Source organism: Anoxybacillus sp. FSL W8-0104, assembly GCF_038004465.1.
Taxonomy (GTDB): Bacteria; Bacillota; Bacilli; order Bacillales; family Anoxybacillaceae; genus Anoxybacillus; species Anoxybacillus flavithermus_G.
Genome location: NZ_JBBOQU010000001.1, coordinates 583,187 through 599,313 on the forward strand (window position 1 = coordinate 583,187; position 16,127 = coordinate 599,313).

The window sequence follows — 16,127 nt, forward strand, 5'->3', positions numbered from 1 at the left end:
TACAGAAAGTGGGGAACAGGTTGATGAAAGTCTCCGTTATTGGAGCGACAGGATACGGGGGAATTGAACTCATTCGCTTATTGCAACATCATCCGCATATGCATGTCGCTTCTGTTCATTCATCTTCACAAGCAGGTGTTTCGCTACATGACGTGTATCCGCATATCGAGGAGCGTTTCGTCTTGCGTGATATTCGAAGCGATGATATCGAAGGCGAGCTTGTGTTTTTAGCGACACCGCCTGGCGTATCGAGCGAATGGACGCCGAAATTGCTGGCAGCAGGGCATAAAGTCATCGATTTATCCGGAGACTTTCGTTTGCGTGATGGGAACGTATATGCGAAATGGTATAAAAAAACGCCACCGAGTGAAGAAATGCTTAAGCAGGCTGTATACGGTTTAACGGAATGGAATCGTGAGCATATTGCGAAGGCGAATGTCGTTGCCAATCCCGGTTGTTACCCGACAGCGACGTTGCTCGGATTAGCGCCACTTGTCATTCAAAAATGGGTTGTTTCTGATTCGATTATTGTCGATGCGAAATCAGGTGTGTCTGGTGCAGGGCGCGGGGTGTCGCTTGGCGTTCATTTTGCAGAAACGAATGAAAACGTAAAAATATACAAAGTGAATACGCATCAACACATTCCTGAAATTGAACAAATGTTAGGCGATTGGAATGACCAAATTGGGCCGATTACGTTCAGCACGCATTTAATTCCGATGACGCGCGGCATTATGGCGACGATATATGCGGAAGCGGCATGTATCGTATCGGTTGATAGAATAATAGAGTTATATGAAGAAACGTACAAACATTGCCCGTTCGTGCGCGTGCGGGAAGCTGGATCGTTCCCATGTACGAAAGACGTATATGGCTCAAATTATTGTGATATTGGGATTGCTTATGATGAGCGCACGAATCGCATTACTGTTGTGAGCGTGATCGATAATTTAATGAAAGGGGCGGCAGGGCAAGCCGTTCAAAATGCAAATGTGATGTTTGGATTCGACGAACAAACGGGACTGACGGCGATGCCGATGTATCCGTAAATGGGGGGAGAAAAGTGAAAGTGAAAGAAAAAAAAGTAAAATATATAGCCGATGGAACGATTGTTACACCGAAAGGATTTCAAGCTGCTGGTGTGCATGCGGGACTGCGTTATACGAAAAAAGATTTAGGGGTGATTGTTTGCGACGTGCCGGCAACATGTGCGGCAGTGTATACGCAAAATGTGTTTCAAGCAGCCCCTTTGCAAGTGACGAAACAAAGCATTGCGGTAGAACAAAAACTTCAAGCAGTCATTGTCAATAGCGCGTATGCGAATGCATGTACAGGAGAACAAGGATTACAAGATGCGTACGAAATGCGGAGGTTGTGTGCGGAAACATTTGGACTTCATGAGCATCTCGTAGCGGTCGCATCGACAGGAGTCATTGGTGAGTATTTGCCGATGGAAAAAATTCGTGCGAGCATTCCAAAATTGAAACCGAAGGCGGAATGGGATAGTGCAGTTGATTTTCAAACGGCCATTTTAACGACTGACCTTGTTATGAAAAAAACGTGTTACGAAACGGTTGTAGACGGTCAAGTCGTGACTATTGCAGGGGCGGCAAAAGGTTCGGGGATGATTCATCCAAATATGGCAACGATGCTTGCTTTTATTACGACGGATGCGAACATCCCATCAGACGTATTACAAGATGCGCTGCGCTCCATTACAAATGTGTCGTTTAATCAAATTACGGTCGACGGAGAAACGTCAACAAACGATATGGTCATCGTCATGGCAAGCGGATTGGCAGGCAATGAGACGCTTTCCCCGCAACATCCGGATTGGGAAAACTTTTATGAAGCGCTTCGCCAAACGTGTGAACATTTAGCGAAGCAAATTGCGCGCGACGGTGAAGGGGCAACGAAATTGATTGAAGCGCGTGTCAAGGGAGCGCGAACAGACGAAGAAGCGAAATGGGCGGCGAAACATATCGTCGGATCGAATTTGGTGAAAACAGCAGTATATGGGGCAGATGCAAATTGGGGGCGTATTATCGGTGCGATTGGACATAGCGGAGCATACATCAAACCAGATTGTGTTGACGTATGGATTGGCTTCATTCAAATGTTAAAGCAAAGCCAACCGGTGCCGTTTTCAGAGGAAGAAGCGAAAGCCGCTCTAATGGAAGATGTTGTCGTCATTACAGTCGATTTACATCTCGGCGAAGGAGAAGGGATCGCATGGGGATGCGATTTAACGTACGACTACATTAAAATTAATGCGAGCTATCGCACATAAGGTGGGATCGTTGTGATTGTCATTAAATGCGGCGGCAGTGTGCTTCATGAGTTATCTCCATCGTTTTTTACGAGCGTTAAACAACTAAGAGAAAGTGGACTTGATGTTGTCATCGTTCATGGTGGTGGACCAGACATTGGGCATTTGTTACAGGCGCTCAACATACCGTCCGAATTTGTCAACGGCTTGCGAAAAACGACAAAAGACGTGCTAGACGTTGTTGAAATGGTGTTAAACGGAAAAGTGAACAAGACGCTCGTTTCACTTTTGCAAACAAACGGCATTCGTGCGGTTGGTTTGTCCGGTGTCGACGATCGCTTGTTACAAGCGAAACCGATCGACGTACAAACGCTCGGCTATGTAGGAGAAGTCGTACACGTTCATACGAAAATGTTGCATATGTTGTTGCGTCACGGATACGTCCCTGTCATTGCGCCAATCGGTGTGGATGAACGTGGACAAACGTACAACATTAACGCCGATACAGCCGCCTCTGCCATTGCGCAGGCGCTTTCGGCTGACAAACTCGTTTTTGTCACAGACGTCGCTGGTATTTTAAAAAATGGAGAAGTTGTTAAAGAAGCAACTGCTCAAACGGTTGAGGCAATGATGGCTGATGGAACAATTTCAGGTGGAATGATTCCGAAAGTAAAAGCTGCTCTTCACGCGCTCCATTCGGTTGAAGAAGTGGCGATTGTGAGCGGAAAGGCTTCATTTTATAAAGAAGGAACGTGGCATGGAACGATGATGAAGAAAGAGGTGTACGTATGATTTTTCCAACGTATCAACGATTCCCGATTACGGTGGCAAAAGCTGAGGGGACGAAACTTATCGCAACAGACGGAACATCATATCTCGATTTTGTTGCAGGCATTGCGGTATGCAATCTCGGTCATCGCCATCCTGCAGTGCAACAAGCCCTCGAGGCGCAACTAAATGAAGTATGGCACGTGTCCAATTTATTTCATCTCCCGATTCAAGAAGAAGTCGCTTCTCTTCTCGTTCAACATTCTGTTGGCGATGCGGTGTTTTTTTGCAATAGCGGAGCGGAAGCAAACGAAGCGGCGATCAAGCTTGCACGCAAACATACGGGACGTTCGAAAATCATTACGTGTGAACAATCGTTTCACGGGCGTACATTTGCGACGATGTCAGCAACAGGGCAAGCGAAAATTCATGACGGCTTTGGCCCGTTGTTGCCGACGTTTGTGTATGTACCGTTTAACGATATCGATGCCCTTCAGAGAGAAATGGACGAAACGGTAGCGGCTGTCATGGTGGAAGTCGTGCAAGGTGAAGGCGGTGTTGTCGTCGGAGAAAAATCATTTTTACAGGCAGCACAACAGCTTTGTCAAACGTATGGAGCATTGTTGATTGTCGATGAAGTGCAAACAGGGATCGGGCGAACAGGAACGTTATTCGCTTACGAACAGTTTGACATTTCACCTGATGTTATTACGATTGCGAAAGGGTTAGGAAGCGGATTTCCTGTTGGGGCGATGCTCGGAAAAAAACATGTCGTCGCAACGTTTAGCGCAGGTGTGCACGGCTCCACGTTTGGCGGAAATGCTTTGGCGATGGCAGCAGCGAAAGCAACGCTTGAAATCGTCACTCAGCCTTCGTTTTTACAAGAAGTACAGGAAAAAGGAATATATTTCAAGGAAAAATTAGCCGAGCAATTAAAAGACGTTCATATCGTTCAAGAAGTACGCGGTTTAGGGTTAATGATTGGCATCGTATGTCGCGAACCAGTCGCAAACATCTTACCACATATTCACGATAAAGGATTGCTTGTTTTAGCCGCAGGGCCGAACGTGATTCGTCTGTTACCACCGCTCATTGTCACGAAAGAAGAGCTTGATGAAGCGGTAAATATATTACAAGATGCGTTAACGTTATATGAACGCAATTTTTTATACGCATAAATGAATAAAAATTCTTTTTGTTTAATAAACATTCGGTTGGGGTGTTGAAATGGAAGCGTATTTACATTTACAAAACGGCAAAACGTTTGTCGGCAATTTAGAAACGGCGTGGACGGGAGATATTGCAGGAGAAGTTGTCTTTTTTACAGGAATGACAGGATATCAAGAAGTGTTAACAGACCCGTCGTATAAAAATCAAATGATTGTTTTTACGTATCCGCTCATTGGAAATTACGGGATTAATGAAGTCGATTTTGAAAGCAAACAGCCGCATGTAAAAGCTGTCATCGTTTATGAAGCAGAAGAGACGGGACATCATTACGAAGCGGCCTATAGCCTCAAGCAATATTTGCAAAAATGGAACGTCCCCCTTCTTACGCATGTGGATACGCGGGCGGTTGTGAAACAAATCCGGGAACATGGGGCGATGCCTGCCGTCATTTCAACAAGTCGTCAAGCGGTCGTGCAAATGGAGGAACAAGCGCCTGTTCCACTCGTTAGTACATCGGATGTACAAACGTACGGAGACGGTCATATGCATGTTGTTTTATTTGATTTTGGCTACAAAAAATCAATTGTTCAGTCGTTAATTGAACATGGGTGTCGGGTGACCGTCGTTCCGTACAATACGCCGTTACAAACGGTTGAGCAACTCGATGCTGACGGGGTGTTGTTATCGAACGGACCGGGGGATCCGAAACAGTTGTCGCATCATTTACGAAACATTCTTTCCGTTATTGAACGGTATCCAACGCTTGCGATTTGTCTCGGACATCAGCTCGTGTCGCTTGCTTACGGGGGGGGATACGGAAAAATTGCCGTTTGGGCATCGTGGGGCAAATCAGCCGGTATATGATGTGAAAACGAAAAGAGTATGGATGACATCGCAAAATCACGGCTATGTTGTCAAGGCGGAAAGTTTAGCCGATACGCCGCTCTCCATTCGCTTTATTAACGTTAATGACGGTTCAGTGGAAGGAGTCGTCCATGAAACGAAGCCGATTTTATGCGTGCAATATCATCCTGAAGCGCACCCTGGACCAAACGATACGCAATTTATCTTTGCAGAATTTGTCGACATGATGAAAGCAGCAAGAAAGGAGAAAGTGTATGCCTAAAGATACAACGCTTCGCTCGATTCTTGTCATCGGTTCTGGTCCGATCGTCATCGGGCAGGCAGCGGAGTTTGACTATTCAGGAACGCAAGGTTGTTTAGCATTGAAAGAAGAAGGATACCGCGTCATTTTAGCAAACAACAATCCTGCGACAATTATGACCGATGAAGTGCATGCGGATGCGGTATATTTTGAGCCGCTGACCGTTGAAAGTATGGAAAAAATTATCGCAAAAGAGCGACCCGATGGGCTGTTGGCTACGCTTGGCGGGCAAACCGGACTAAATTTGGCTTTTGCGCTCCATGAACGTGGTATTTTACAAAAATATAACGTTCGTTTGCTCGGTACACCGATTGAATCAATTAAGCGTGGGGAAGATCGTGAAGCGTTTCGAGCGTTAATGTATGAATTAAATGAACCGGTGCCAGAAAGCGAAATTGTAACGACAGTTGAAGAAGCGGTGCAATTCGCAAAACAAATCGGGTTTCCGATCATCGTCCGTCCGGCATATACGCTCGGTGGAACAGGCGGTGGCATTGCCGAAACGATGGATGAGCTTGTTGACATTGTCACAAAAGGATTGCAGGAAAGCCCGATTACGCAATGTTTAGTGGAACGAAGCGTCGCGGGTTTTAAAGAAATTGAATATGAAGTGATGCGAGACCATACGAATACGTGCATTACGATTTGTAATATGGAAAATATTGATCCTGTCGGTATTCATACGGGCGATTCGATCGTTGTTGCCCCGTCGCAAACGTTGACGGATGTCGAATATCATATGTTGCGTTCCGCTGCCATTAAAATTATTTCGGCGCTTGGCGTTGTCGGTGGATGCAACATTCAATTTGCGCTTGATCCAACGAGCAAAAAATATTACTTAATTGAAGTCAATCCGCGTGTGAGTCGATCGTCTGCACTCGCATCGAAAGCGACCGGTTATCCGATCGCTAGAATGGCGGCGAAATTGGCGGTCGGCTATACGCTAGCCGAGCTTATTAATCCGGTGACGGGACATACGTATGCGAGCTTTGAGCCTGCACTCGATTACGTCGTCGTCAAATTTCCGCGCTTTCCGTTTGATAAATTTTCGTTTGCCGATCGTCGTCTCGGGACGCAAATGAAAGCGACAGGAGAAGTGATGGCGATCGACCGCAATTTCGAGCGAGCGTTGCAAAAGGCCCTTCATTCGCTTGAGTTAGACCATATTGGCTTATATTCACCAACAATGGCAAAACAGCCGACGAAGATGTTAATTGACATCGTAAAAACGGGAGACGATCGGCGCTTTTTTGCGATCTTAGAGCTGCTTCGGCGCGGCATGTCAACGGAGCAAATATATGAATGGACGAAAATCGATTTGTATTTTTTAACGCGTTTTGCTCAGCTCATTGCGCTTGAACAACAGGCGAAAGAAACGACGCTCGATCTCATTGATGAACAAACGTTTCGCACGTTAAAAGAAAAAGGATTTTCCGATGCGTATTTAGCTCATATATGGAACGTTGCTGAAAAAGATGTGCGTGAAAAAAGAAAAGCATACGGCATTGTTCCAGCTTATAAAATGGTCGATACGTGTGCGGCAGAATTTTCAGCAGAAACGTCATATTACTATTCAACATATTTTGGCGAAAGCGAAGTGCAAACGAGCGACAAACCGAAAATGCTTATTCTCGGTTCAGGACCGATTCGTATTGGGCAAGGGATCGAGTTTGATTACAGTTCTGTTCATTGTGTGTACGCTTTACAACAAGCGGGTTATGAAGCGATTTTAATCAACAACAATCCCGAAACGGTAAGTACCGATTTTACGGTAGCGGATCGTTTATATTTTGAACCGCTCACCGTCGAAGACGTATTAAATGTGGTGGAAGCGGAAAACGTTGAAGCGGTCATCGTGCAATTTGGTGGGCAAACGGCCATTAATTTAGCGAGCAAACTTGAAGCGTACGGCGTTTCCATCATTGGAATGAATAGCGATACGATCGATCAGTTGGAAGATCGGGAGCGTTTTTATACGTTGCTTCAATCGCTTGACATCCCGCACGTGAAAGGGGCGATGGCAAACGATGAAACGGAATTGTGGAGAAAAGTAGAAGAAATTGGATATCCACTTTTGCTTCGCCCATCGTATGTCATTGGCGGGAGAGGGATGCATATTGTTCACGATAAACAACAGCTTTCTGCCCTTGTAGAGCAAGGCATCGTTTATCCTGTATTAATTGACGAATATGTGCGCGCAAAAGAAGGCGAGCTTGATGCGATTTGTGACGGATATGACGCGTTTGTTCCGACGATCATTGAACATGTCGAAAAAACAGGGGTGCATTCGGGCGATAGTTATGCATTGTTGCCTGCTCAATCGTTTACGAAAGAAGAAAAAGAAAAAATGATCGACTATACGAAACGAATCACAAAAAAGCTTTATTTTAAAGGATTAATGAACGTTCAGTTTATCGTACGAGACGGCGAAGTGTACGTATTAGAAGTGAATCCGCGGGCAAGTCGTACCGTTCCAGTTGTTAGTAAAGTGACAGGGGTACCGATGGTTCAACATGCGACAAACGTATTGCTTGGGAAATATTTGTCGGAAGAAGTCAAACAAACGGTTTTACTCCCGTATGTTGTCTTAAAATATCCGGTGTTTTCGACATATAAATTGCCTGGTGTCGATCCGCTCGTTGGGCCGGAAATGAAATCGACAGGCGAAGGCATTAGCATCGCCAAAACGATCGAAGAAGCGGCATATAAAGCGTTTTATCCATATCTCGTGAAGAAAAAAGAGGCGCATGAAATATACGTCGATGCGCCAGCGGATGCGAAGTCCTTTATTGAACAAGCGCAACAACAAGGGGTAACGATTGTAACAGATGAGCCGTTTGAACAATGGGTCGCGAAAAAAGAGGCGCTTGCGTTTGTTAGCTTTATGCGTGATGAACAAAGTGCGGGGCGAAGAAAACAAGCGCTCGCTCGCCATGTGCTCGTGTTAACGGAAGAAGAAACAGCGAAATTGTTTTTACAAGCATGGTCAAGTAAAGATTTTTCCGTTTGTTCGATTCAAGATTGGTTAAAAACAATAAGTGAAGTGGTGAGAAAATGAATATGACAGCAACCATTCAATTAAAAGGAAAAGATTTTTTAACGTTAGCGGATTATTCAAAAGAAGAAATTGAATATTTGCTTCATTTAGCTGTTGAATTAAAAGAAAAACAACAAAACGGGGAGCGGTATACGCCGTTAAGCGGCAAAACGTTGGCAATGATTTTTGAAAAGCCGTCAACGAGAACGCGCGTCTCGTTCGAAGTAGGTATGGTGCAATTAGGCGGACATGCGCTTCATTTAAGCAGTCGCGATTTGCAAATTGGGCGCGGAGAAACGATTGCCGATACGGCGCGCGTATTGTCCGAATATGTCGACGCCATTATGATTCGCACATTTGAGCATGAAAAAGTCGCGGAACTTGCTCATTATGCGACCATTCCAGTTATTAACGGGTTAACTGACGACGATCACCCGTGTCAAGCGCTTGCTGATTTATTGACGATTTATGAAGTAAAAGGAAAACTACAAGGACTAAAGCTAGCCTACATTGGCGATGGAAACAATATGGCGCATGCGTTAATGCTTGCTGCTGCAAAAGTCGGCATGCATTGTGTGGTCGCTTCACCGAAAGGATATGAGCCGAAAGAAGCGATTGTTAAAGAAGCGAAGCAGATCGCAAACGAAAGCGGAGCGACGATCGTTGTCACAAACGATCCGTACGAAGCAATTGCTGATGCGGATGTGGTGTACACAGACGTTTGGGCAAGCATGGGGCAAGAAGCGGAGGCGAACGAGCGCATGCACATTTTTTCCCCATTTCAAGTGAATGAAGCACTCGTCCAACGAGCGAAACCAGATTTTATGTTTTTACATTGCCTGCCAGCCCATCGTGGAGAAGAAGTGACGGAAGGTGTCATCGATGGAAAACAGTCGTACATTTTCCAACAAGCAGGCAACCGCCTTCATGCGCAAAAAGCGCTGCTCGTTTCGTTACTGTAACATTTGTATGTCCATCCGTTATTTCTCATCATGTTTCCGAAGCAAAACGGACATATTATAAAATGATGAGACGATGAGGAGGGATACGGATGGGACAAAGTCGACATTTCCGCCCAGGGCAAAAAGCACCTAACAACGGGATATATATTGAAATTGGTGAAACAGGGGATCAAGTGAAAAACCCGAAAAAATTAAAGCTAAAAGCAGGTGACCGTTTCCCTGAGACGTCAAATCATAACCGCATTTGGACGTACTTTCCGAAACCGTAAGCCATCCTTGCATAAGGGTGGCTTTCTCGTTATAATACGTAATAGATAAAAGTCAAATAAAGTCAAAGTCAAAGGGGTGAGCGCGATGAATATGCAACAAATGACGGAAAAAGTGCAAGAAGCACTCATGCGGGCTCAATCGTTGGCGGTGGAAAAACAACATCAAGAAGTCGATGTCGAACATGTATGTATAGCGCTTTTTGAACAAGAAGATGGGCTCGCTCGACGAATATGCGAGAAAATGTCAGTTTCCGTCGCAACGTTGTTAGATGAATGGCATAAACAGCTAAACAAAAAACCGCAAGTTATTTCGAGTTCAGAGGCAGGAAAAATATATGTAACAAATCGTTTACAACAATGGCTTGTGCGGGCAGAACAAGAAGCGAAACAAATGAGAGATGAATATGTATCGGTTGAACATTTGTTGCTTACCCTCGTTGATGATAAAGAAGCGAAACAAATATTGTCGCGCTACGGTATTGACCGAGAAAAGCTACTACAAACGATTATGGGAATAAGGGGGAATCAACGCGTGGTTAGTCCAAATCCGGAAGCTACATACGAAGCGTTGCAAAAATACGGTCGCGATTTAGTCGCAGAAGTAAAAGCGGGAAAAATAGATCCGGTCATCGGCCGCGATAGCGAAATTCGCCGCGTCATTCGCATTTTATCGCGCAAGACGAAAAACAATCCGGTTTTAATTGGGGAGCCGGGCGTCGGTAAAACAGCGATTGTCGAAGGACTCGCGCAGCGCATCGTCCGAAAAGACGTGCCAGAAGGATTGAAAGATAAAACGATTTTTGCACTCGATATGAGCGCGCTCATTGCCGGTGCGAAGTTTCGCGGAGAGTTTGAAGAGCGGTTAAAAGCGGTATTAAATGAAATAAAGAAAAGCGAAGGTCGTATCATTTTATTTATTGACGAACTGCATACGATCGTCGGGGCAGGGCGAGCAGACGGTGCGCTCGATGCTGGTAACATGTTAAAGCCGATGCTTGCGCGCGGGGAATTGCATTGTATCGGAGCGACGACGCTTGATGAATATCGTCAATATATTGAAAAAGATCCAGCGCTCGAACGTCGTTTCCAACAAGTGCTCGTCGAAGAGCCGACGGTCGAAGATACAATTTCAATTTTACGCGGATTAAAAGAGCGATTTGAAATTCATCATGGTGTCAACATTCATGACGGTGCGCTTGTGGCAGCAGCGACATTATCAGACCGTTACATTTCCGATCGGTTTTTACCTGATAAAGCGATTGACTTAGTTGATGAAGCGTGCGCGATGATTCGAACAGAAATTGATTCGATGCCAACGGAACTTGATGAAGTAATGCGAAAAATGATGCAATTGGAAATTGAAGAAGCAGCGCTTAAAAAAGAACAAGACGAAGCGAGCAAACAACGCTTACAGGCGCTATCGCAAGAGCTGGCAAATTTGCGCGAAAAAGCAAACGCGATGAAAGCGCAATGGGAAAAAGAAAAAGAAGCGATTCAACACGTGCGCGCGTTGCGTGAGCAGTTAGAAAAAGCAAAGCGTGAGTTAGAAGAAGCAGAAAACAATTACGATTTAAATAAAGCAGCAGAACTTCGTCACGGACGCATTCCACAGCTTGAAAAACAATTGAAACAATTAGAGCAAAGCGAAAAAGAGCGACGCTTGCTACGTGAAGAAGTAACGGAAGAAGAAATCGCAACGATTGTGTCGAAATGGACGGGCATTCCGGTGACGAAACTCGTGGAAGGCGAGCGAGAAAAGTTATTGCGGCTTTCAAATATTTTACATGAACGCGTTATCGGACAAGATGAGGCTGTTGAGCTAGTGAGTGATGCGGTGTTACGCGCGCGTGCAGGGATGAAAGATCCGAATCGTCCGATCGGTTCATTTCTTTTCCTCGGTCCGACAGGTGTCGGAAAGACCGAACTGGCGAAGGCGTTAGCGGAAGCGTTGTTTGATAGCGAACAACAAATGATTCGTATCGATATGTCGGAATATATGGAAAAACATGCAGTATCTCGTTTAATTGGAGCGCCTCCGGGGTATGTCGGCTACGAAGAAGGGGGACAACTCACCGAAGCGGTACGCAGAAAACCGTATTCGGTCATTTTGCTTGATGAAATTGAAAAAGCGCATCCAGAAGTGTTTAACATTTTACTGCAAATGTTAGATGACGGTCGCATGACGGACTCGCAAGGAAGAACGGTAGACTTTAAAAACACAGTCGTCATTATGACATCAAATATCGGATCACATACGTTGTTAGAAGCGGTCGATGCGCACGGGGAGGTAAACGAAGAAGCGCGCGAACAAGTGTTAAAACAGTTACGTGCGCATTTTAGACCAGAGTTTTTAAACCGCATCGATGATATTGTCTTATTTAAGCCGTTAACGGTACGTGAAGTAAAAGGCATTGTCGAGAAGTTTATCAAACAATTAGAAGAACGGTTAGCGGAGCGTCACATCACAGTCACATTAACGGACGAAGCGAAAACATACATTGCGACACATGGGTTTGATCATGTATATGGTGCTCGCCCGCTCAAACGGTTTATTCAAAAACATATCGAAACGAAGCTTGCGCGTGAAATTGTCGCTGGGCATATCGGAGACTATAACGCGGTGACGATCGATGTCGAAGGTGATCAATTAGTTGTAAAAAAAGGATAAACGGACAGATGCCGTTTATCCTTTTTTTAATGATGGACAGGGTCGTTTGGAATAAGTTGCGCGATTAACAAAATGAGAACGGTTGCAATGACTGCCAATGTTGTACCGGTTGCGAAATGGTACGCCACACCGATCATGGAGCTAACGACGTATGTCACCATGTTGACTAATAAAAACGTCCAAAAAAACGTCCAAAAAATGCGCATGTAACTCCCTCCTTTGCACTCTTTTTTTATCTTAACATAAATGATGGATGTGCGAAAACGAAAAATTATAACGCCTAGTACACGCAAAAGAAAATCGCATACGATATATTGTACAATGATGTGCTTAAGGTGGACGGTTATGACAGAGAAGCAACGATTTTTCCAATTCAGCGAGCAATGGTGTGCGATTCATATGAACGCATTTACGAACAATATAATGATGTATAGTCCCCATACCCGTGGGGATTTTTTCTTTACCAACTAGAAACAAAGCAAGTAAAATAAGAGATGAAACGGAAAAAGGAGTGTTGCATGTTGATGTGGCGATATACATATTTGATTTTTGCACTACTTGTTATATTATCTTCTTGCGCTCCTGCTCAATTATCATCGGGACATGTACAAAAGGTTGGTTTGCTCGTTCCGGATACGATCGACGATCAAGTGTGGGGAACGAAAGGATATAAAGGGTTGCTTCGTATTCAAGCGAAGTTTGGCGCTGAAGTGTTTTATCGGGAGGGTGTGAACTCGGAAGCGGCCACAAAACAGGCGGTAAAAGAGTTTCATCAAAAAGGCGTTAAGTTAATTTTCGGGCACGGAAACGAATATGGGGAATATTTTGATGACATCGCGGAAAAATATCCGAACATACATTTTGTATTTTTTAACGGAGAGGCGAAAAAGAAAAACGTCACAAGCTTCAATCTCCAAGGACATGCGATGGGCTTTTTCGGTGGTATGGTCGCAGGACATATGACGAAAACAAACAAAATAGGTGTTATTGCTGCGTTTGAATGGCAATCGGAAGTGGACGGTTTTTTTGAAGGGGCGTTATATGAAAATGAAAACGTCCATGTCGATATTGAATATGTACAAAGTTGGGATGACATCGATGCAGCCATGGCGATCGCTGAGCGGATGATCGCTGACGGGGTCGATGTCATATACCCAGCTGGCGATAAATTTAGCGTACCGATCATTGAAAAGATGAAAGAACATGGTCTTTATGCGATTGGCTATGTGACAGACCAATCAGATTTAGGGGAACGAACAGTGCTGACAAGCACCGTCCAACATGTCGATGCACTATATGAACTCGTTGCGCAAAAGTTTATCGACGGGGAGTTAACGTCAGGAACGACATATGTCGACTTTCAAGACGGTGTCGTTGAACTCGGCGCGTTTAGCCCGCTTGTAGATGAATCGTTTCAACAAAAAATGACAAAAGCGATTGAACGATATAAAAAAACAGGGAAATTGCCGAATGAGTAAATGAGGTGTCGAGTAAGCACCTCATTTTTTTTATTGCACGGAACGAAAAAAGAAAGTAAAATTAGTACCAAGTAATAAAGTTTGATAATAAAAGGAGACGATATTTCCGTGAATGCAGGAATTATTGGAATTGGACGATATTTGCCGGAACGTATTGTGACGAATAAAGAATTAGAACAACAAATGGATACGTCCGATGAATGGATTCGGACGCGCACAGGCATTGAAGAGCGGCGCATTGCGTCAGACGATATCGATACGTCCGATATGGGCTATATCGCAGCAAAGCGTGCGCTTGATGATGCGGGTATTTCTCCCGAACAAATTGATTTGATTTTAGTAGCGACGGTGACACCAGATCGCGCGTTTCCGTCTGTTGCATGTATGTTGCAAGAAAAGCTTGGTGCGGTGCGCGCGGCGGCGCTTGATGTGAGCGCGGCATGCGCAGGATTTATGTATGCCATGGTGACAGCGAAACAATTTATTGAAACGGACACGTACAAATATGTGCTCGTTGTCGGGGTAGAAAAATTATCGAAAATTGTCGATTGGACGGATCGCAACACAGCGGTGTTGTTTGGGGACGGAGCAGGAGCTGTTGTGATGGGGAAAGTTTCAGAAGGCCGCGGCATCGTGTCATTTGAGCTTGGTGCGGACGGAACAGGTGGAAAATATTTATATCATGACGATTATGTCGTCATGAACGGACGGGAAGTATTTAAGTTTGCCGTGCGTCAAATGGGAGAGTCGTGCATTCGCGTATTAGAAAAAGCAGGCTTGACGAAAGCGGACGTCGACTTTTTAATCCCACATCAAGCGAACATTCGCATTATGGAAGCGGCGCGCGAACGGTTAGAACTACCTGTCGAACGCATGTCGATTACGGTTAATAAATACGGAAATACGTCCGCTGCATCGATTCCGATTTCGCTCGTTGAAGAAGTAGAAGCTGGACGCATTCAAGATGATGATCTCATCATTATGGTTGGCTTTGGCGGTGGATTAACGTGGGGCGCTATCGCGTTGCGCTGGGGCAAATAACGATGTATGATGAAACAAAGGAGTGATGAGTGGTGGCAAAAAGACGAGTCGTCGTCACGGGATTAGGGGCTGTCACACCGTTAGGACATGATGTGGAAACGACATGGAAAAACATCGTGGCAGGAAAATCGGGCATCGGTCCGCTTACACGGTTAAATGCGGACGATTTCCCTGCAAAAGTGGCGGCAGAAGTGAAAGATTTTCAAGTCGAACAATTTATTGATAAAAAAGAAGCGCGCAAAATGGACCGTTTCACGCAGTATGCGGTTGCTGCTTCGATGATGGCAGTAAAAGATGCAAATTTACAAATTACAGAGGAAAACGCAACGCGCGTCGGCGTATGGATTGGCTCAGGTATCGGCGGGATGGAAACGTACGAAGAGCAAATGAAGACGTTTTTAGAAAAAGGGTATCGTCGCGTCAGCCCGTTTTTTGTTCCGATGATGATTCCAGATATGGCGGCCGGACAAGTGTCGATTATGCTTGGCGCGAAAGGAATAAACTCATGCACGGTGACCGCCTGCGCCACAGGAACGAACTCGATTGGCGATGCGTTCAAAGTAATTGAGCGCGGCGATGCCGATGTGATGATTACAGGCGGAACAGAGGCGCCGATTACACATATGGCGTTTGCAGGATTTAGCGCCGCAAAAGCGCTCTCGTTTAACCCTGATCCGAAAACGGCGTGCCGTCCGTTCGATCAACATCGCGACGGATTTATTATGGGCGAAGGGGCAGGCATTATTATTTTAGAAGAACTTGAACATGCGTTAAAACGTGGTGCACGCATTTATGCAGAAATTGTCGGCTACGGTGCGACAGGCGATGCGTATCATATTACCGCGCCAGCACCGGGCGGAGAAGGCGGCGTCCGCGCGATGCGCCAAGCGCTTCATGATGCGAACATGCGACCAGAAGACATCGATTACATTAACGCACACGGAACGAGCACAGAGTATAACGATAAATACGAAACGATGGCGATTAAAGAAGTATTTGGTGAACATGCGTACAAATTAGCGGTCAGCTCGACGAAATCGATGACAGGGCATTTGCTCGGGGCAGCAGGGGCTGTTGAAGCGATTTTCTCCGTGTTATCGATTTACGATGGTGTTATTCCGCCAACGATTAACTATGAAACACCAGATCCAGAATGCGACTTAGATTACGTGCCAAACGTTGCCCGCAAACAAGACGTGCGTGCCGTATTAAGCAACTCGCTCGGTTTTGGTGGCCATAATGCGACGATCATTTTCAAAAAATATGAAGGATGAGGCTTTCCTCATCCTTTTCACATTTT

At 45.2% G+C, this 16,127-nt stretch carries 12 protein-coding genes and 1 pseudogene; 12 read left to right on the top strand and 1 reads right to left on the bottom strand.

What is annotated here, in order from left to right:
* The first annotated feature begins 23 nt into the window (after positions 1–23).
* The 9 genes and pseudogenes from argC to clpB all read left to right on the top strand — a co-directional run bounded on the left by argC (position 24) and on the right by clpB (position 12,308).
* Positions 24–1,049 (top strand): N-acetyl-gamma-glutamyl-phosphate reductase, encoded by a 1,026-nt coding sequence (gene argC / locus NST18_RS03170; protein ID WP_004891874.1) that lies wholly within the window; start codon positions 24–26, stop codon positions 1,047–1,049.
* Positions 1,050–1,063: 14 nt separating this feature from the next.
* Entirely contained in the window at positions 1,064–2,290 is a 1,227-nt protein-coding gene (gene argJ, locus NST18_RS03175; RefSeq protein WP_340721207.1) for a bifunctional ornithine acetyltransferase/N-acetylglutamate synthase, read from the top strand.
* Positions 2,291–2,302: 12 nt separating this feature from the next.
* Entirely contained in the window at positions 2,303–3,061 is a 759-nt protein-coding gene (gene argB, locus NST18_RS03180; protein ID WP_004891870.1) for an acetylglutamate kinase, read from the top strand.
* Positions 3,058–4,215: an acetylornithine transaminase gene (locus NST18_RS03185; protein ID WP_004891867.1), complete on the top strand. Its 1,158-nt coding sequence runs from the start codon at positions 3,058–3,060 to the stop codon at positions 4,213–4,215. The genes argB and NST18_RS03185 overlap by 4 nt, the downstream gene beginning before the upstream one ends.
* A gap of 49 nt (positions 4,216–4,264) precedes the next feature.
* A pseudogene (locus tag NST18_RS03190) lies at positions 4,265–5,333 on the top strand (carbamoyl phosphate synthase small subunit).
* Entirely contained in the window at positions 5,326–8,430 is a 3,105-nt protein-coding gene (locus NST18_RS03195; protein WP_340721208.1) for a carbamoyl phosphate synthase large subunit, read from the top strand. The pseudogene NST18_RS03190 and the gene NST18_RS03195 overlap by 8 nt, the downstream one beginning before the upstream one ends.
* Positions 8,427–9,371, top strand: a complete 945-nt coding sequence (gene argF, locus NST18_RS03200) for an ornithine carbamoyltransferase (RefSeq protein ID WP_340721209.1) — start codon at positions 8,427–8,429, stop codon at positions 9,369–9,371. Before NST18_RS03195 ends, argF begins: the two co-directional genes overlap by 4 nt.
* Before the next feature lie 89 nt (positions 9,372–9,460).
* Positions 9,461–9,640, top strand: coding sequence for a YjzC family protein (locus NST18_RS03205; RefSeq protein ID WP_003395421.1), 180 nt, complete (start codon positions 9,461–9,463; stop codon positions 9,638–9,640).
* 85 nt (positions 9,641–9,725) lie between these two features.
* The gene (gene clpB, locus NST18_RS03210; protein WP_004891856.1) at positions 9,726–12,308 is read left to right on the top strand and encodes an ATP-dependent chaperone ClpB; all 2,583 of its coding nucleotides are present in this window, start codon (positions 9,726–9,728) and stop codon (positions 12,306–12,308) included.
* A 26-nt stretch (positions 12,309–12,334) separates the two neighbouring features.
* Here the strand turns inward: clpB and NST18_RS03215 are convergent, their stop codons facing one another.
* On the bottom strand, positions 12,335–12,514 hold the full coding sequence (locus NST18_RS03215) for a YjzD family protein (protein ID WP_035018840.1): 180 nt from the start codon (positions 12,512–12,514) through the stop codon (positions 12,335–12,337).
* A gap of 312 nt (positions 12,515–12,826) precedes the next feature.
* Between NST18_RS03215 and NST18_RS03220 the strand changes: the two genes are divergently transcribed.
* The 3 genes from NST18_RS03220 to fabF all read left to right on the top strand — a co-directional run bounded on the left by NST18_RS03220 (position 12,827) and on the right by fabF (position 16,101).
* Positions 12,827–13,786 (top strand): BMP family ABC transporter substrate-binding protein, encoded by a 960-nt coding sequence (locus NST18_RS03220; RefSeq protein WP_051035098.1) that lies wholly within the window; start codon positions 12,827–12,829, stop codon positions 13,784–13,786.
* 108 nt (positions 13,787–13,894) lie between these two features.
* On the top strand, positions 13,895–14,827 hold the full coding sequence (locus NST18_RS03225; protein ID WP_004891851.1) for a beta-ketoacyl-ACP synthase III: 933 nt from the start codon (positions 13,895–13,897) through the stop codon (positions 14,825–14,827).
* A gap of 32 nt (positions 14,828–14,859) precedes the next feature.
* Positions 14,860–16,101 (top strand): beta-ketoacyl-ACP synthase II, encoded by a 1,242-nt coding sequence (fabF, locus tag NST18_RS03230; protein ID WP_340721212.1) that lies wholly within the window; start codon positions 14,860–14,862, stop codon positions 16,099–16,101.
* The last annotated feature ends 26 nt before the right edge of the window (positions 16,102–16,127 follow it).